At 37.4% G+C, this 18,475-nt stretch carries 15 protein-coding genes; 13 read left to right on the top strand and 2 right to left on the bottom strand.

Annotation, left to right across the window (positions count from 1 at the left end):
• The first annotated feature begins 52 nt into the window (after positions 1-52).
• From QM810_RS01920 to QM810_RS01905, 4 genes are all read left to right on the top strand, one after another.
• Positions 53-1,096, top strand: coding sequence for a glycosyltransferase (locus tag QM810_RS01920; RefSeq protein ID WP_414253664.1), 1,044 nt, complete (start codon positions 53-55; stop codon positions 1,094-1,096).
• Positions 1,093-2,004: a phosphodiester glycosidase family protein gene (locus QM810_RS01915; RefSeq protein ID WP_414253663.1), complete on the top strand. Its 912-nt coding sequence runs from the start codon at positions 1,093-1,095 to the stop codon at positions 2,002-2,004. Before QM810_RS01920 ends, QM810_RS01915 begins: the two co-directional genes overlap by 4 nt.
• The gene (locus QM810_RS01910) at positions 1,979-2,404 is read left to right on the top strand and encodes a hypothetical protein (protein WP_414253662.1); all 426 of its coding nucleotides are present in this window, start codon (positions 1,979-1,981) and stop codon (positions 2,402-2,404) included. Before QM810_RS01915 ends, QM810_RS01910 begins: the two co-directional genes overlap by 26 nt.
• A gap of 220 nt (positions 2,405-2,624) precedes the next feature.
• Positions 2,625-4,709 carry a glucosaminidase domain-containing protein gene (locus QM810_RS01905; protein WP_414253661.1) on the top strand — a complete coding sequence of 695 codons (2,085 nt, stop codon included), beginning with the start codon at positions 2,625-2,627 and terminating at the stop codon, positions 4,707-4,709.
• 150 nt (positions 4,710-4,859) lie between these two features.
• On the opposite strand, the gene QM810_RS01900 is transcribed toward QM810_RS01905, so the two are convergent.
• Both QM810_RS01900 and QM810_RS01895 read right to left on the bottom strand, forming a co-directional pair.
• On the bottom strand, positions 4,860-6,683 hold the full coding sequence (locus QM810_RS01900) for an LPXTG cell wall anchor domain-containing protein (protein WP_414253660.1): 1,824 nt from the start codon (positions 6,681-6,683) through the stop codon (positions 4,860-4,862).
• A gap of 344 nt (positions 6,684-7,027) precedes the next feature.
• Entirely contained in the window at positions 7,028-9,151 is a 2,124-nt protein-coding gene (locus QM810_RS01895; protein ID WP_414253659.1) for an Ig-like domain-containing protein, read from the bottom strand.
• A gap of 531 nt (positions 9,152-9,682) precedes the next feature.
• On the opposite strand from QM810_RS01895, the gene QM810_RS01890 reads away from it, so the two are divergent.
• The 9 genes from QM810_RS01890 (at position 9,683) to QM810_RS01850 (ending at position 18,457) form a co-directional block, all read left to right on the top strand.
• Entirely contained in the window at positions 9,683-10,375 is a 693-nt protein-coding gene (locus tag QM810_RS01890) for a YjjG family noncanonical pyrimidine nucleotidase (protein WP_414253658.1), read from the top strand.
• Between the two features lie 64 nt (positions 10,376-10,439).
• Entirely contained in the window at positions 10,440-11,195 is a 756-nt protein-coding gene (locus tag QM810_RS01885; RefSeq protein WP_414253657.1) for a DUF4336 domain-containing protein, read from the top strand.
• Positions 11,196-11,206: 11 nt separating this feature from the next.
• Complete coding sequence (locus QM810_RS01880) at positions 11,207-11,860, top strand: uracil-DNA glycosylase (protein WP_414253656.1); 654 nt, start codon at positions 11,207-11,209, stop codon at positions 11,858-11,860.
• Positions 11,861-11,869: 9 nt separating this feature from the next.
• A complete protein-coding gene (locus tag QM810_RS01875) occupies positions 11,870-12,334 on the top strand; it encodes an NUDIX hydrolase (RefSeq protein WP_001135775.1) in 465 nt (154 codons plus the stop codon).
• A gap of 12 nt (positions 12,335-12,346) precedes the next feature.
• Positions 12,347-13,615, top strand: coding sequence for a dihydroorotase (locus QM810_RS01870; RefSeq protein ID WP_414253655.1), 1,269 nt, complete (start codon positions 12,347-12,349; stop codon positions 13,613-13,615).
• A gap of 42 nt (positions 13,616-13,657) precedes the next feature.
• Positions 13,658-14,998, top strand: coding sequence for an MATE family efflux transporter (locus QM810_RS01865; protein WP_414253654.1), 1,341 nt, complete (start codon positions 13,658-13,660; stop codon positions 14,996-14,998).
• Positions 14,999-15,179: 181 nt separating this feature from the next.
• Positions 15,180-16,148 carry a thiamine pyrophosphate-dependent dehydrogenase E1 component subunit alpha gene (locus tag QM810_RS01860; RefSeq protein WP_178895002.1) on the top strand — a complete coding sequence of 323 codons (969 nt, stop codon included), beginning with the start codon at positions 15,180-15,182 and terminating at the stop codon, positions 16,146-16,148.
• A 16-nt stretch (positions 16,149-16,164) separates the two neighbouring features.
• Positions 16,165-17,157 carry an alpha-ketoacid dehydrogenase subunit beta gene (locus QM810_RS01855; RefSeq protein ID WP_414253653.1) on the top strand — a complete coding sequence of 331 codons (993 nt, stop codon included), beginning with the start codon at positions 16,165-16,167 and terminating at the stop codon, positions 17,155-17,157.
• Positions 17,158-17,413: 256 nt separating this feature from the next.
• Complete coding sequence (locus QM810_RS01850; RefSeq protein ID WP_178895004.1) at positions 17,414-18,457, top strand: dihydrolipoamide acetyltransferase; 1,044 nt, start codon at positions 17,414-17,416, stop codon at positions 18,455-18,457.
• The last annotated feature ends 18 nt before the right edge of the window (positions 18,458-18,475 follow it).

Raw genomic sequence — 18,475 nt, 5'->3', positions numbered from 1 at the left:
CTTTAAGCGATATTCTGTATAGTTATGCCATTACTAAGAAAGGAGTGCCGGTATGAACTATATAGTAATTCCAGCTTATCAACCTGATAATAAACTTATCAAACTCATCGAAAAAATCAATGAAAAGAGTGATTTTCATATTCTAGTTATCGACGACGGCAGTTCAACAAAGTGTCAAAATATCTTTGATAAAGCCGAGCAATATGCTACGGTACTCCGTCACGAAGTGAATCAAGGTAAAGGGCAGGCGCTTAAAACAGCCTTTTCTTATATCCAAGAGCAAAACATTTATGGAACTGTCGTAACAGCAGATGCGGATGGGCAACACAAAATTTGGGATATTTTCCGTGCGGCTAACAAAGCTTCTGAAAATCCTAACAAGCTAATCTTGGGTGTGCGTGCCTTTACAGGTAAGGTTCCACTCCGTAGTCGTTTTGGGAATAGCTTGACAAAAGTACTCTTTAAATTACAAACAGGAGTAGGAGTAACAGATACTCAGACAGGCCTTCGCGCCTTTACAACAAATCTCATTCCTTTTATGCTAAAGATCGAAGGTCAACGTTATGAATACGAAATGAACATGCTTCTGGAAGCAAGCAAAGAATATGAAATCTTAGAAGTACCAATCGAAACGGTCTATATCAATGATAATGAGGATTCACACTTCCGACCAATAAAAGATGGGCTCATGATTTATAAAAATATCTTTAAATTTGCCTTGTCATCTCTCAGTAGTTTTGTTGTAGACTATATCGTTTATGCTATTGCAATCTTGTTTTTACCAACAACGCCAACAAGTTTCCGAATTTTCCTAGCTAACGGACTAGCCCGTGTGACCAGCTCGATTTTTAACTATTCAACCAATAAAAAACTAGTCTTTAAAAACGAAGATAGCCTTGTGAAAACAGGGATGGGATACTTCGGTCTGGCAGTAGGACTCTTTGTCTTAGACACGCTACTGATTCGTCTCTTCTTTACAGTCTTTGGTATCAACCTTCTGATTGCTAAAGTTATCGTCGGCATCCTTCTCTTCGCTGTCTCTTGGACAGTGCAGAAGAAATTCATCTTTAAGGAAAGGACATCAACTGTATTATGAAATTTTTAAAGAAACGCTATGCTTACGCCTCAGTTCTTGGTTTACTCTTGACAGGATCCTTTAGCTACTCCATGCTGAAGACTTTTGTCCTTGCTGAGACTATTTCGACAGTTGCCACAACTAGCACAAGCTCCAATGCTGCAGCAGCAAGCCAAGCTGCTAAGACAGCTACTGTCACTGACTCTAGTTATAAAGATGACAATATTTCTGTTAATTTGTCTGAAACGACGGTTAATCATACCCAAGTGTATGTTGCAGATATTAGGGTAAGTTCATCAGAATATCTAAAAACAGCATTCGCTCAAAATGCCTTTGGGACCAACGTAACTGCAAAAACTTCTGAAACAGCTGCTGATAACAATGCTATTCTAGCAGTCAATGGAGACTACTACGGTGCCAACTCAACAGGATATGTTATCCGTAATGGAGTCGTCTATCGTGATAGTGTACGAGAAGATTCTAGCAATGGTGATTTAGCTATTTATAAGGATGGTTCTTTCAAGATTATTTACGAGGATCAGATTTCAGCTGAGAAACTAGTTAAAGATGGTGTTGTCAATCTCTTGGCTTTTGGACCAACTTTAGTTGAAAATGGTGAGATTGCAGTAGGAACAAATGAAGAAGTTGGACAAGCTATGGCATCAAATCCTCGTACTGCGATTGGAATTATTGATGAAAACCACTATATTATCGTAGTTTCAGATGGACGTACTACTGAAAGCAAGGGTCTCTCACTATACCAAATGGCTGAAGTTATGAAATCATACGGTGTAAAAACGGCCTACAACCTTGATGGTGGTGGATCATCTACGCTTTACTTCAACGGTCAGGTTATTAACAAGCCAACGACTGGAGGAAATAGAATTTCAGAAAGGGCGGTGAGTGATATTGTCTACATCGGTTATTAATCCTAACAAAAAACGCTTTAAAAAAACTGTCATCTCTTATACTCTAATTACGATTTTCTTCTTTGCTTTTTCTAGAATTTATGAAGCATTTAGTTTTGGAGAGACATCAGTTCATATGCATTACTTGTTTGCTGTTCCTCTGGTGGGTGGGATAATACTAGCAATTTTGCTCAAAGTCCTTCCGTATTTGTCCAGAATTAGCCTTAATTTATGGAATTCTGCAGTAGCTATTGTTACAACAGGCACACTATTCCGAGGTATTGTCAATCTATCTGGTCGTTCAACCACACTCGATGCACCATATTGGTATGTAGGTATTAGTTTTGCAATCATAGCTATTCTATCTATATTTATAAATCCGCTTCTAACTAATAAACGTACCAAAGTAATAGAAGGTTAATTATTAGAATAAAATAAGTAGTCGTTCAGATATTGTTCGACTGCTTTTTGTTGACTTTTATTTCTAAATTGTTTTAACAATATTACAACTTTCTTTCTTCTTAAAGATGTTACTTTTATATTTGAAATTATATTGTATAATAAAATGGATAATTCTCGTCTGTAATAGAGATAAGCAAGAAATAAAGAATATGAATTTATAAAATTGAAAGGATAAAATAATGAAAAAGTTATTGCTGGCTAGTACAGTTGTTCTTTCCATAGCAGGGATTTCAAAAAACAACGTCCTGGCTGAAGAAAACCAAGCTACAAACAAAGTACAAAGTTCAGAAAAAACTGTAGCAAATGGAACGAGTAAGGAAGCTAAAGAGAAAAAGCAAGCTCAAGGTCAAGAGCAGAACGATAAGCAGAATCAAAACTCAAATCAACAGAATCCTGAAAAAGAATCTTCTCATACCACACAGAAACCGGAAACAGCTGTTACTAAGGATAACTCTTCAACAGAAGAAATTACTGAAGAAGTCAACAAAGAAGGTTGGCAAAAAGAGAATGGTCAATGGCGTTATTATGAAAATAAAAAGGCTGTTACGAATTGGAAAAAAATAGCTGGTCACTGGTATTATTTTAACCAAGACGGTACCATGCTTAGCAATAAAGTTTATGATGACTATCTCTTTAACAAAAGCGGAGCTATGGTTGAAACTTCTTGGGTAAAAATGGATGAAAAATGGTATTATGCCACAGAATCAGGAAAGATTATCCGCAACAAATGGGAAAAAATTAACGGTTTTTGGTATCGTTTCGACGAAACTGGTGCCATGTTAACCAAAACCATTTATAACGACTACCTTCTTCAAAGTAGCGGTGCTATGCATGAGAAGGGTTGGGTAAAGATGGATGATAAGTGGTATTATGCTACAGAATCAGGAAAGATTATCCGCAACAAATGGGAAAAAATTAACGGTTCATGGTATCGTTTTGATGAAACTGGTATCATGTTAAGCAAAACCATTTATAATGACTATCTTCTTCAGACTAGCGGTGCTATGGCTGAAAAGAACTGGGTAAAAATGGATGAAAAGTGGTACTATGCTACTGATTCAGGAAAAGTCGTTCGTAATAAATGGGAAAAGATTAATAGCTCTTGGTACCTATTTGATAAAGACGGGGTCATGTTGAGTAGTCAATGGAAAGATAAATACTACCTAAAAGATAGTGGCGCCATGGCTCAAAATGAATGGTTCTTTGATAAAAAATACAATAGTTGGTTCTACTTAAAATCAGATGGTTCTTATGCTGAAAATCAATGGCAAGGGTCCTACTATCTCAAATCATATGGTTATATGGCCAAGAATGAGTGGATCTTTGATAAGAGTTACAATGCTTGGTATTATCTAAAAGAAGATGGACTATATGCTACTGGAACACTCAAAATCAATGGTAAAAATTATAGCTTTGAAAATAACGGGAAGTGGATCTCTAACCCATCTAGTTATTATAAAGTAAAACCAATAACAGCCTATGTTTATAGTGCTTCTGGAGCTAGACTTAGCTATATTTCTCAAGGTACTATAGTTGCTGTTTCTGACACAGAGTCTCAAGGTGACCGACTCCCAGTCCAAATTTCTGGACTTTCAGGCTTTATGAATAAGAGTGACCTTGCAGCTGTTAACACTAATAATGAGTTTATCCCTCATTACACAAGTGATGGTCGTTACGTTTATCACGAGTTATCACCTTATACAAGTATTCGTGTAGCACCTCATAGTTCATCGATGGCTATTGGTACAAAATACTATTCAGCAGATGGCGTTAACTTCGATAACTTTAAAGTTGAGAATCCATTCTTATATAGAGATCTAAGGAAGCCAACAAATTATACAGCAGCTGAACTAGATAAAGTTTATTCTCTTATGAATATTCAGGGGAGCCGACTTGCAGGTAAAGGAGAGGTCTTCAAAGAAGCGGAGAAACGTTATCAGGTCAACGCACTCTATCTAATGGCCCACAGTGCTCTGGAAAGTGCATGGGGACGTAGTCAAATTGCTAAAGATAAGAATAACTTCTTTGGTATTGCCGCCTATGATACAACTCCATATGATTCTGCAAAGAGTTTTGACAATGTTGATAAGGGAATCTTGGGTGCAGCTAAATGGATTCGAGAAAATTATATTGATGAAGGTAGAACCTATCTTGGTAACAAATCATCTGGTATGAACGTTCTTTACGCTTCCGATCCATATTGGGGTGAAAAGATTGCTAGCATTATGATGACAATCAATAGTAAACTTGGTGAAAAAGATTAAAATATTTTAAAATCGATAACTTTAAAATGGTTATCGATTTTCTCTATTATAAATCATAAAAAATAAAGGGTTTACTTTTTTAGTAAACCCTTTTTTGGCTGTGAACTTAAATCATATAAAATTAGACCACTTTAATTGTGTTCATTAAAATTAGTTATTTTTAGATTTAAGTGAGTTTCTAACAACTAGAATTGATGAAACAAGGATGATAGTACCAAGAATTGTTACAAATGTTCCTTTTCTTTCACCAGTTTTTGGAAGCCCTGGCTTATCTTCAGTTGTAGTTGTTGTAGTTGAAGTAGCCTTAGGTTCTACAGTTGTAGTTGTTGTAGTTGAAGTAGTCTTAGGTTCTACAGTTGTAGTTGTAGGCTCTTCAGTTGTAGTTGTAGTTGAAGTAGTCTTAGGCTCTTCAGTTGTAGTTGTTGTGCTTGAAGTAGTCTTAGGCTCTTCAGTTGTAGTTGTAGTTGAAGTAGTCTTAGGCTCTTCAGTTGTAGTTGTTGTGCTTGAAGTAGTCTTAGGCTCTTCAGTTGTAGTTGTAGTTGAAGTAGTCTTAGGCTCTTCAGTTGTAGTTGTTGTAGTTGAAGTAGTCTTAGGCTCTTCAGTCGTAGTTGTTGTAGTTGAAGTAGTCTTAGGCTCTTCAGTTGTTGTTGTAGTTGAAGTAGTTGTAGACTCTTCAGTTGTTGTTGTAGTTGAAGTAGTTGTAGGCTCTTCAGTTGTTGTTGTAGTTGAAGTAGTTGTAGGCTCTTCAGTTGTTGTTGTAGTTGTTGAAGTAGTTGTAGGCTCTTCAGTCGTAGTTGTAGTTGAAGTAGTTGTAGGCTCTTCAGTTGTTGTTGTAGTTGTTGAAGTAGTTGTAGGCTCTTCAGTCGTAGTTGTAGTTGAAGTAGTTGTAGGCTCTTCAGTTGTAGTTGTAGTTGAAGTAGTTGTAGGCTCTTCAGTTGTAGTTGTGGTTGTGGTTGTAGTTGTGGTTGTAGTAGTTGAAGTTTGATCGCCATCCACACCACCGTTTGCATTGATGTTTGCCACAGATGCGTTTACTTCTTTGGCCACAACCGCAGTTTCACCTTTGACTTGGTACCAAACTTTTGTGTTGTTCTTGAAGTCTTTTTGCTTTTCATTTTCTAATTTTGTACGATAGAAAATTAGAACGCCAGTCTTGTTGATCAAGTCTTTTGGAATTGTAACAGTGATTTTTCCAGAAGCATCAATTGTGAATGTTGATCCAGGAAAGGCCGCTAAGAAATCGTCGATAGCAGTTGCACCACCGTAATATCCAGGTTTATTACCTGTTGTAGTAATACTGAAGCTATCTTTTACAAGTGAATGACCACCTTGGATTTCATCTTCCACACGAACGTCGCCGTCCACTTCTAAGTTCATTGCGTTGATTGTCAATGTCCAAAGAATGTGTTCAGGATCATTAGCGTGCATATCCCCAGCTTTTAAGTAGAATGGAGCGTGGTTTTCGCCAGTCGCCTCTTTCTTAACGCTTAGATCTACTGTCTTATCTCCACTGATGATAGTAAATTTACCAACATGTTCTTTATCAGTTGCTGTATCATTATGAACTTCAATCTCAAATTCACCCCAACCACGGATGTTTTGAAGGTTTTTGATAGCTTCGTTAAAAGTAACAGTAGCAGAGCCATCAGTAATGACCATGTCTCCAACGTAAGTTCCGTCGATGTTTAGAGGAATAGTCTTTTTAAAACCTACCCCATAGACTGTACCAGAACTAGTCCAATTAACTTTTAATGTATCACCTGGTTGGATTTTTTGTGCGTGCTCGTCAAATGTAAACTTAACAGTTGTTTGTCCACCATTTGTGAGTTCATTTGATGAAACAGTCAGTGAGCTAATATTATTACTGACATCTCCAGCTTTTACCACATCAGACTGCGAAAATACTATGAACAATAAGGGTAAAAATACAAGAAAGAAGACTTTTGCAAGTCTACTTAGATTATTTTTTTTCATTTCCTTCTCCTATTTGTCTCCAAATTTTTACACTTATTTGTATGTTAAAACCAAAACTTACAAATATATGCATAATTATATAGGTTACTTTTTCAAGACAACACTACTAAAAATGCACCTCCTACTAGTCAATTATCAAAAAAATATCCTATAAGGTGAATTATATCACAAATAAATAAAACTTCAAGTATTTAACTGTTTTAATTATAAAATTATATTAAATTCTCTGAAAAAATTTAAACATTTACTTTGAACAATGTTTGTAAGCAATGATTCATTCGTCGAGGAAATGAAAAAGGACTATTTTTGAAATAGTCCTTTATATAGTTAATCAATCTTTAACCTTATTCTTTTTCATTTTTACGTAAGAATGCAATGGCACCGATTGATGAAATGAGAGTTACAAAACCAATGATAGTAACTAACGTTCCTTTGCCTTCACCAGTATTAGGAAGTCCTGGTTTGTCGTTTGTTGTTGTTACTGTAGATTTAGGTTCTTCACCAGTGGTTGTTGTAGTTGTTGTAGTTGAAGTAGTCTTAGGCTCTTCAGTTGTTGTTGTAGTTGAAGTAGTCTTAGGCTCTTCAGTTGTTGTTGTTGTGCTTGAAGTAGTCTTAGGTTCTTCAGTTGTAGTTGTTGTGCTTGAAGTAGTCTTAGGCTCTTCAGTTGTAGTTGTTGTGCTTGAAGTAGTCTTAGGTTCTTCAGTTGTAGTTGTTGTAGTTGAAGTAGTCTTAGGCTCTTCAGTTGTAGTTGTTGTAGTTGAAGTAGTCTTAGGCTCTTCAGTTGTAGTTGTTGTAGTTGAAGTAGTCTTAGGCTCTTCAGTTGTAGTTGTTGTGCTTGAAGTAGTCTTAGGCTCTTCAGTTGTAGTTGTTGTGCTTGAAGTAGTCTTAGGCTCTTCAGTTGTAGTTGTTGTGCTTGAAGTAGTCTTAGGCTCTTCAGTTGTAGTTGTTGTAGTTGAAGTAGTTGTAGGCTCTTCAGTTGTAGTTGTTGTAGTTGAAGTAGTTGTAGGCTCTTCAGTTGTTGTTGTAGTTGAAGTAGTTGTAGGCTCTTCAGTTGTTGTTGTAGTTGAAGTAGTTGTAGGCTCTTCAGTTGTTGTTGTAGTTGAAGTAGTTGTAGGCTCTTCAGTCGTTGTTGTAGTTGTAGTTGTAGTTGTAGTTGTTGTAGTAGTAGTTGTTGTTTCTTCTTTTGGATTCACAATTGTTTTAGTTACTGAATGATCAGCTCCAAAATCGTCAACGTTAACTTCTGTATCCGCATCCTTGATGATATAGCCGGATGGTGCTTCAACCTCAGTGATGATATATTTGTCTTTTAACAGTTTGTTAACAGCAATATTACCATTATCATCTGATACATACTCACCAATAACTTGGTTATTAGCTTGACGAACTAGTTTAAATTTAGCACCCTTAAGTGGCTGATTCGCCTCATCTACTTTATGGATATTGATTGAGTAAACATAACCTTCACCAACCCCACCAGCAATTTGAACTGCAGCAGCATTAATTACGCTCGTACTTTCAATACCAACACCTTTAAGAGTTGCTTCATTTCTCAAGACTTCTCTATCTACAGGATCATAATTTAGACGAACGTTATAAGAAATACGATACTGATCTTGATCTGTAATGTCACCTAGTTCGATAACGAAGGATTGGCCGTCTTCACTAACTGTAATTTTATGTTGATCAGTAACATCAACGCGGTTTGAGAATACCCATTCACCGGTTTCATAAGAGAATTTACCTTTGATAACCTTAATACTATCTTTTACATAGCTAGCGTTTGTAAATTGCAAGTGGTCCTCAATCGTTACACCTTGAATATTCTCTTTTGTACGATTGACTGAAATAGTGTATTGGACCTCTCTTTTATCACCTTCATTAACCCAACTAGTCTTTGTTAAAAGTTTTGGATCTCCATCTCCGATACCTTTAAATGTTATCTTTCCAGCAGGTTTTGTTTCCTTGTTTATCGTGATTTCAACTGGAATTTCTCCTTGTTGAGGGTGTTTTTTGAAATCGACACGAGCATAGAAGACGAAAGAGCCATTTGTATCAGAGTGTTTTTCAACATAATTCGTATAAGTTAAAGAAACGGACTTGTTATCCGCATTTACTTTAGCGTAAGCGATAATCTCATTTGTACCGCGAGCACGAATTTCGAATGATTGTGAAGTAATCACCAAAGCGTCTGGTACAGTCATAACAGTAGTATCCCCTGCTTTGACGTTTTTACCTTTTAAATCAAATTTTGCATTGATACCGAATGTAGCCCATTGCGCTAAATCCCAAGTTAGATCTCCACCTTCATTATTTACAACTTTGACATCTGTAATTGCATCTACAAATTTTCCAGTTACTGAAATCTCAGGAGTTTCAGCAAATGTCTTATTCAAACTAAATACAAAGACAGTTGTCAATAAGCAAATAATAAAAGAAAAGATTCCCAATTTCTTTTTGTTCTTCATTATTTTCCTTCCTTTTGTTAGATTGGTATTCTTAAGATACAAAAAAATTGTACTTTAAGTAATACTCCCTGAGTAAATTATTATATATAGGATGATTTTATAGACACCCTTATTACTGGCCTCCTCCTAGTCTATTACTAAAACTATCCTATAAGCGAATTATATCACATTATAATGTGTACATCAATAATATATATGTGGAATTTGCTATAAATAAAAAAATTCACAAAAACTTAGAATTTATTTGTTTCTTAAGAATTAAAATAATATAAAAACCGCTTACATTCTTTGTTTTATCACGTTTAAACTTTTTAGTGTTTCATCTAATGATAATAAAAATTATTTCAACAATTTACAAAAATCTAAGAATTACCTATTTTTGAATACTAGAAATTTTATATTAAATTTTATTATTTATTATATTTTTAAAATTACTTATTTGAAAATCAATCGTGTGAGGATTTATTATTCTATCTGTTTGTGCTATACTTTGAAGTATATTAAGACTATTGAATACAGGACAATAAATTAATGACTTATAAATTTTTACTTTTCGACCTCGACCATACCTTACTTGATTTTGATGCTGCTGAGGATGTAGCCTTATCGCAACTCCTAAATGAAGAAGGAGTAGAGGATATCCAAACATACAAAAATTATTATGTACCTATGAACAAAGCACTTTGGAAGGATTTGGAGCAGAAAAAAATCACAAAGGTAGAGTTGGTTAATACTCGTTTTGAAAAATTGTTTGCTCACTTTGGCATTGAAAAAGATGGCGCCTACTTAGCAGCGCGCTACCAGTTTTTCCTGTCTAAACAGGGACAGATTTTCCCAGGTGTGGAAGATTTATTAAAAAAATTGATAAGTCGAGGCTATGAACTCTATGCTGCGACAAATGGAATTACCTTTATTCAGACAGGTCGTTTGGAACAATCTGGTATCGAACCATTTTTCAAGGAGATTTTCATTTCAGAACAGCTCAATACTCAAAAACCAGATGCAGCATTTTATGAGAAAATTGGAGCTCGTATCCCTAACTTTGATAAAAATCATGCCCTTATGATTGGCGATTCTTTGTCAGCTGATATTCAGGGTGGAAATAATGCTGGCATCGATACTATCTGGTACAATCCGAATCATTTGGAAAATAAAAGCCTAGCCCAGCCAACTTATGAAGTCGACTCTTATCAGGCTTTGCTAGAAATCTTAGATAAACTGTAAAAAGTGGTTTCAATAGCCACTTTTTGCTATAATAGAGGCAGTAAAAATAAAGGAATGGTAAACGATGTCAAGACCAGAACTTTCTCTTTATGAACCATTGTATACACTAAAGGAAGTTGATCAAAATATCTGGATAGTAGATGGTGATTTGATTCAAATGGACATGAAGGTCTTCAAACTTCCTTTTCAGACACGTATGACGGTGATTAAGTTAAATGATGGTAAACTTTGGATTCATTCTCCTATTGCGCCAAATGAGAAACTTTTTAATGAACTAGACGCTTTGGGCAAAGTCGCTTACCTGATTTCACCAAATAAGATTCACTACGCCTATATTGCAGATTGGAAACAAAGATATCCTCATGCGCAAGCATTGTCTAGTCCAGGAGTAGAAGAGAGAGCGAAAAGTCAGAATGTCAAGGTTGTATTTGATGCTCCCTTAACAGATAAAGCTCCTGACTTATGGTCTGATGAGATAGATCAACTCATTTTTAAGGGAAGTTCAGTCATTGAAGAGGTGGTGTTTTTTCATAAATCAACTAAAACACTAATTGTAACAGACCTCATAGAGAACTTTGAACAGGAAAAAATAGCTAGTCCAATTCGCAGAAGATTCTATCGTTTAGCTCGTGTAACAGCTCCTGATGGTCAAACTCCTATTGACTATCGGATGACTTTTATAGGAAGGCAAAGGGAAGCAAAGGTTTCCTTTGCCCGTATGTTAAACTGGAAACCGGATAAGATCATTCTTGCACATGGTTTATGCTTTTTTAAAAATGGTACGGATGAATTAAGACGTGCCTTTAGATGGATACGATAAAGGAGTTGGCGATGCAACACTCATCTTGGCATGCTTTGATTAAGGAGCAATTACCTGAAGGTTATTTTGGGAAAATCAATCAATTTATGGAACAGGTCTATGCTCAGGGAACTGTTTATCCACCTAAGGAGAAGGTTTTTCAGGCTCTTTTGACGACTCCGCTGGAAGAGGTTAAGGTAGTGATTCTGGGGCAGGATCCCTATCATGGGCCTGGTCAAGCTCAGGGCTTGAGTTTTTCAGTTCCAGATTCTATTCCAGCACCTCCTTCTTTGCAAAATATTTTAAAAGAACTTGCGGATGATATTGGGGTAAAACCGTCTCATGACTTGACCTCTTGGGCGGAGCAGGGTGTTTTGCTTCTCAATGCTTGCTTGACAGTCCCTGCTGGCCAGGCTAATGGTCATGCTGGTCAGATATGGGAGCCATTCACGGATGCAGTGATTAAGGTTGTCAATAATTTAGATAGACCTGTGGTTTTTGTACTCTGGGGTGCTTATGCACGTAAGAAGAAGGCTTTAGTGACCAATCCTCAACATTTGATTATTGAATCAGCCCATCCAAGTCCTCTTTCTGTTTACAGAGGATTTTGGGGTTCCAAGCCTTTTTCTAAGGCCAATGCATTCTTAAAAGAAACAGGACAAGAGCCAATTGATTGGCTTAGATAAGGAGAGAATATGCCTCAGCTAGCGACAATTTGCTACATTGATAATGGAAAAGAATTGCTCATGCTTCATCGCAATAAAAAGCCTAATGATGTCCATGAAGGAAAATGGATCGGTGTAGGTGGCAAGTTAGAGCGTGGAGAAACTCCACAAGAATGTGCTGCTCGTGAGATTTTAGAAGAAACTGGTCTAAAAGCAAAACCAGTATTAAAGGGAGTTATCACCTTTCCTGAGTTTACACCAGACCTGGACTGGTACACCTATGTGTTTAAGGTGACTGAGTTTGAGGGTGAATTGATTGATTGTAATGAAGGGACTTTAGAATGGGTTCCTTATGACGAGGTTTTAAGCAAACCAACCTGGGAAGGAGACCACACCTTCGTAGAGTGGCTTTTAGAAGATAAACCATTCTTTTCAGCCAAGTTTGTTTATGATGGTGATAAGTTATTGGATACCCAAGTGGATTTCTACGAATAAAGGAGAAAGCAGATGTTACTAATTAAAAATGGTCGAGTAATGGATCCTAAGTCTGGTTTGGATCGAGTGTGTGATGTTTTGGTTGAAGACGGTAAAATTGTTCAAATTGCTTCTGAAATCCAGGAAGAAGGCGCTCAAGTAATAGATGCTACTGGTCTTGTAGTTGCACCCGGTTTAGTGGATATCCACGTTCATTTTCGTGAACCTGGTCAAACTCATAAAGAAGACATTCATACAGGTGCTTTAGCAGCTGCAGCTGGTGGTTTTACGACAGTTGTCATGATGGCTAATACCAATCCAACCATTTCAGATGTTGAGACTTTGCAGGAAGTTCTTCAGTCTGCCGCTAAGGAAAAAATTAATGTTAAGTCTGTAGCAACGATTACCAAGAACTTTAATGGCCAAGACTTGACTGACTTTAAGGCGCTTTTAGAAGCTGGAGCCGTTGGTTTTTCAGATGATGGTATTCCTCTTGAAAGTAGTAAAGTAGTTAAAGAAGCTATGGAAGAGGCTAAAAAACTCAACACTTTTATCAGTCTGCACGAAGAAGATCCTGGCTTGAATGGTACACTTGGTTTTAACGAGAATATCGCTAAAGAGTACTTTCATATCTGCGGTGCTACTGGGGTTGCAGAGTACGCTATGATTGCACGTGATGTTATGATCGCCTATGCAACAAAAGCCCATGTTCATATTCAGCATTTGTCTAAGGAAGAAAGTGTCAAGGTTGTGGAGTTTGCTCGAGGTTTAGGAGCAAATGTAACAGCCGAAGTTGCACCGCAACATTTCTCTAAGACTGAAGCGCTTCTCTTGACTAAGGGAAGCAATGCTAAGATGAATCCACCACTTCGCTTGGAGTCTGATCGCCGTGCAGTTATCGAAGGACTCAAGTCAGGTGTCATTTCAGTAATTGCGACAGATCACGCGCCGCACCATGCTGATGAAAAGAACGTCGAAGATATTACCAAGGCACCCTCAGGTATGACCGGTTTAGAAACTTCTTTGTCGCTTGGTTTAACCTACTTAGTCGAAGCTGGTGAGCTGAGCTTGATGGAATTATTAGAAAAAATGTCCTATAACCCAGCTAAACTTTATAACTTTGAAGCAGGTTATCTATCTGAAAACGGTCCAGCTGATATTACAATTTTTGATGATAAAGCGGACCGAATCGTGGATAGTCATTTTGCTTCTAAAGCAGCGAATTCACCATTTATCGGTGAATCTTTGAAAGGGCAGGTCAAATACACCATCTGTAATGGACAGATTGTCTATAAGAACTAGGTGAAATCTGCTCTTTCGAATCATTAATTAGAGAGAGACGATATGTATCCAACCCATCATTTTAAAGACAAGTTCATTTTATTTCTTAAGATTTTCTTCCCTATTTTGGTTTATCAATTCGCAAATTATTCGGCTTCTTTTGTTGATACGACAATGACTGGCCAGTATAATACGATAGATTTAGCTGGCGTATCAATGGCGACTAGTTTGTGGAATCCTTTCTTTACTTTTTTAACTGGGATTGTTTCGGCTTTAATTCCAATAATTGGACATCATTTAGGACGAGGGAAGAAAAATGAAGTAGCTTCTGATTTTTATCAATTTCTTTATCTTTCGCTTGGCTTATCCATCTTTCTATTTGTTTTAGTTTTTCTTGCTGCTCCTCTAGTTCTAAATAATATGGGGCTAGAAGCAGCAGTAGCAGATATAGCAATTCGTTATCTATGGCTTTTAGCTATTGGAATTATTCCTCTATTACTCTTTAGTGTTATTCGTTCATTACTTGATGCACTGGGATTAACTAAGCTATCCATGTATTTAATGCTTTTATTGCTACCTCTCAATAGTGGTTTTAACTACCTCTTAATCTACGGAGCTTTTGGCTTCCCTGAGTTGGGAGGAGCTGGAGCGGGACTTGGGACCTCTATGGCTTATTGGGCATTATTGGGGATTTCAATCCTAGTCCTTCTTAAACAGGAAAAATTGAAAGAACTGCATTTAGAGAAACGATTACCCTTAGACGGTGATAAAATAAAAGAAGCGATAAAACTGGGGTTACCTATTGGTGGAACTGTATTTGCGGAAGTTGCTATTTTTTCAGCCGTTGGCTTGATTATGGCGAAGTTTTCATCGTTGATAATAGCTAGTCATCAGTCTGCCATGAACTTTTCATCTCTCATGTATGCCTTTCCTATGAGTATTTCAACAGCAATGGCTATCGTTGTTTCTTACGAAGTTGGTGCTAAACGTCTAGAGGACGCTAAGAGATACATTAAAATTGGACGACTATCAGCTATGGCATTCGCAATTTTAACGCTTTCCTTTCTGTATGTTTTTAGAGAGAATGTTGCCAGTCTATATGGCCATGATCCAGAGTTCATTCAATTAACTGCAAGTTTTATGACTTATAGCTTGTTTTTCCAGTTAGCTGATACATTTGCGGCGCCATTACAAGGGATTTTAAGAGGCTACAAAGATACTGTCATACCTTTCTGCCTTGGTCTCCTTGGATACTGGGGAGTTGCTATACCTCTTGGTGTATTTCTAGATTATTCAACAAATCTCGATGCTTACTCATATTGGATAGGTCTCATCGTAAGTTTAGTTGTCAGTGGATTACTCTATCGGTGGCGTTTACAAGTTATTATGAAAAGATTCAAATAATTTGATGAATATATCCTTAAAAATTAGTTTGTGAAATAGTTGTTTTATGTAAAGAAAAGTCTTGATTTTACAGACTTTTCTTTTTTTATATTGTGAAAAAATAGCAAGCATATTCTTTGACTCTCATTAACCTATAAGTTAGAATAGAACTATAAGAAATTAAACATAGAAAGGCAAGATTATGTCAACTCTAGATAAAAATCTTTTGCTTGAGATGTTCCGTAAGATGGAAGAAATTCGTCGTATGGATTTAAAAATTGCTCAATTAGTAAAAAAAGGTAAAGTGCCCGGTATGACGCACTTTTCTGTTGGTGAGGAGGCTGCTAACGTTGGGGCTATGTTAGCTCTTAATGAAGATGACCTTATCACATCAAACCACCGTGGTCACGGTCAAGCCATTGCTAAAGGTATTGACCTCAATGGAATGATGGCTGAAATCCTTGGTAAATATACAGGGACTTGTAAGGGTAAAGGTGGATCAATGCACATCGCCGACCTTGATGCAGGTAACCTTGGTGCTAACGGTATCGTAGGTGGTGGCATGGGGATTGCAGTAGGTGCAGCTCTTACTCAACAAATGAAAAACACTGGTAAAATCGTTGTCTGCTTCTTTGGTGATGGAGCGACTAACGAAGGTGTCTTCCACGAAGCTGTTAACATGGCTTCAATTTGGAATCTTCCAGTTATTTTCTACTGTATTAATAACGGTTATGGAATCTCTGCTGATATTAAGAAAATGACTAATGTGGAGCATATTTATGAGCGTAGCGCTGCTTACGGCATTCCTGGAATGTTTATTCCTGATGGAAACAATGTAATTGATGTATACGAAGGATTTAAGAAAGCAGTTGACCATGTTCGTTCTGGCAAAGGCCCTGTCTTAATCGAAAGTGTAACTTACCGTTGGCTTGGTCATTCATCATCAGACCCTGGTAAATACCGTACACGTGAAGAAGTCGATGAGTGGAAGGAAAAAGATCCAATCGAAAATCTCCGCAAGTACCTTGTTGAAAACAAGATTGCTAGTGCAGAAGAACTTGAAGAAATTCAGGCTCAAGTCAAGGAAGCAGTGGAAGCATCTGTTAAGTTTGCAGAAGAAAGTCCATTCCCTCCGCTAGAATCAGCTTTTGAAGATATTTACGCAGACTAAGGAGAAGTAGAGAAATATGGAAACAAAATTAATGTCTTTCCGCGATACCATTATCCTTGCAATGTCTGAGGAAATGCGTCGTGATGAAAATGTACTCTTGATGGGTGAAGATGTCGGAGTTTTCGGTGGAGACTTCGGAACTTCTGTAGGTATGTTAGAGGAGTTTGGGCCAGAACGTGTACGTGACTGTCCAATCTCTGAAGCTGCAATTTCTGGTGCAGCAGCAGGTGCTGCTATGACAGGACTTCGTCCAATCGTTGATATGACCTTCATGGATTTCTCTGTTATTGCCATGGATAATATTGTCAACCAAGCAGCTAAAACTCGTTACATGTTTGGTGGAAAAGGGCAAGTACCAATGACAATCCGCTGTGCCGCTGGTAATGGGGTAGGTTCTGCTGCTCAACACTCACAATCATTGGAATCTTGGTTTACTCATATCCCAGGATTGAAGGTTGTAGCTCCAGGTACACCTGCTGATATGAAGGGCCTTCTTAAGTCTTCAATCCGAGACAACAATCCTGTTATTATTCTTGAATACAAATCAGAATTTAACCAAAAAGGTGAAGTACCTGTTGATCCAGACTATACTATCCCACTTGGTGTTGGAGAAATCAAACGCGAAGGAACTGATGTAACAGTAGTAACATACGGTAAAATGCTTCGTCGTGTCATGCAAGCAGCTGAAGAATTGGCCGAAGAAGGCATCTCAGTAGAAGTAGTAGACCCACGTACTTTGGTTCCACTTGATAAAGACATCATTATTAATTCAGTTAAGAAGACTGGAAAAGTAGTTCTTGTCAACGATGCCCACAAGACAAATGGTTTTATCGGTGAAATCTCAGCTATTATTTCAGAATCAGAAGCATTTGATTACTTGGATGCACCAATCCGCCGTTGTGCAGGGGAAGATGTGCCAATGCCTTACGCACAAAACCTTGAGAATGCAATGATTCCGACAGTTGAAAGCATCAAAGATGCAATCCGTAAAACTCATAACAAACAATAATACATAAAATAAATTATGTAATATATGATAAATCAGACGAGAAGCTTTGTATCTTTTAGGTGCAGAGTTCTCTGCGTCCTTGATATCTTAGATTAGAGCACGGGCTAAAAGCCCTTTGCATCATAAAATTGAACTCGGGCTAAAGTCTGGATGAAAAAGATCAACTTTTCTAGAAACTAAAGTTTCTTCGTCAAGTTTCCTATTTTCACTGTGACTTTTAACGCCCTTGATATCTTAGTATAGAATAGGAGAGGTCATGGCTGATGATAAGCTAAGAGCGACTCCTGCGGCTAGAAAATTAGCGGATGATTTAGGGATCAACCTCTATGACATTTCTGGCTCAGGCGCAAACGGTCGTGTCCACAAAGAAGACGTGGAAACATATAAAGACACTAACGTGGTTCGCATTTCACCACTCGCAAAACGAATTGCACTAGAGCATAATATTGCTTGGCAAGAAATTCAAGGAACTGGTCATCGTGGTAAAATCATGAAGAAGGACGTTTTGGCCTATCTTCCTGAAAATATCGAAAATGACACCATTAAATCACCTGCTCAAATTGAGAAAGTGGAAGAAGTTCCAGACAACGTAACGCCTTATGGAGAAATCGAACGCATTCCGATGACTCCTATGCGTAAGGTTATTGCGCAACGTATGGTTGAGTCATACTTAACTGCTCCAACCTTTACACTTAACTACGATGTTGATATGTCTGAAATGTTAGCACTTCGTAAGAAAGTTCTTGATCCAATTATGGAAGCAACTGGTAAGAAAATCACTGTTACAGACTTGCTTTCTCTAGCGGTTGTTAAGACTCTTATGAAACACCCATACATCAACGCTTCACTGACAGAAGATGGTAAGACAATTATTACTCACAACTATGTAAATCTTGCAATGGCAGTTGGTATGGATAACGGTCTTATGACACCAGTTGTCTACAACGCTGAAAAACTCAGCTTGTCTGAATTGGTTGTTGCATTTAAAGATGTCATCGGACGTACTTTGGATGGTAAACTATCTCCTAGCGAATTGCAAAATTCAACCTTCACCATCAGTAACTTGGGAATGTTTGGGGTTCAATCATTTGGTCCTATCATCAACCAACCGAACTCAGCCATCCTCGGTGTTAGCTCAACAGTTGAGAAACCGGTTGTAGTAAATGGTGAAATCGTGATTCGTCCAATTATGAGTCTTGGATTGACAATTGACCACCGTGTCGTAGATGGTATGGCTGGTGCTAAGTTTATGAAAGACTTGAAAGCTTTGATTGAAAACCCAATCTCAATGTTGGTTTAAAATATTTGTTTTAGAAAT

It is taken from the genome of Streptococcus infantis, from assembly GCF_047464155.1.
Classification (GTDB): domain Bacteria; phylum Bacillota; class Bacilli; order Lactobacillales; family Streptococcaceae; genus Streptococcus; species Streptococcus infantis_U.
The sequence above is the reverse complement of the archived record's forward strand: the minus strand, read 5'-3'. Positions and strand labels throughout refer to the sequence as shown.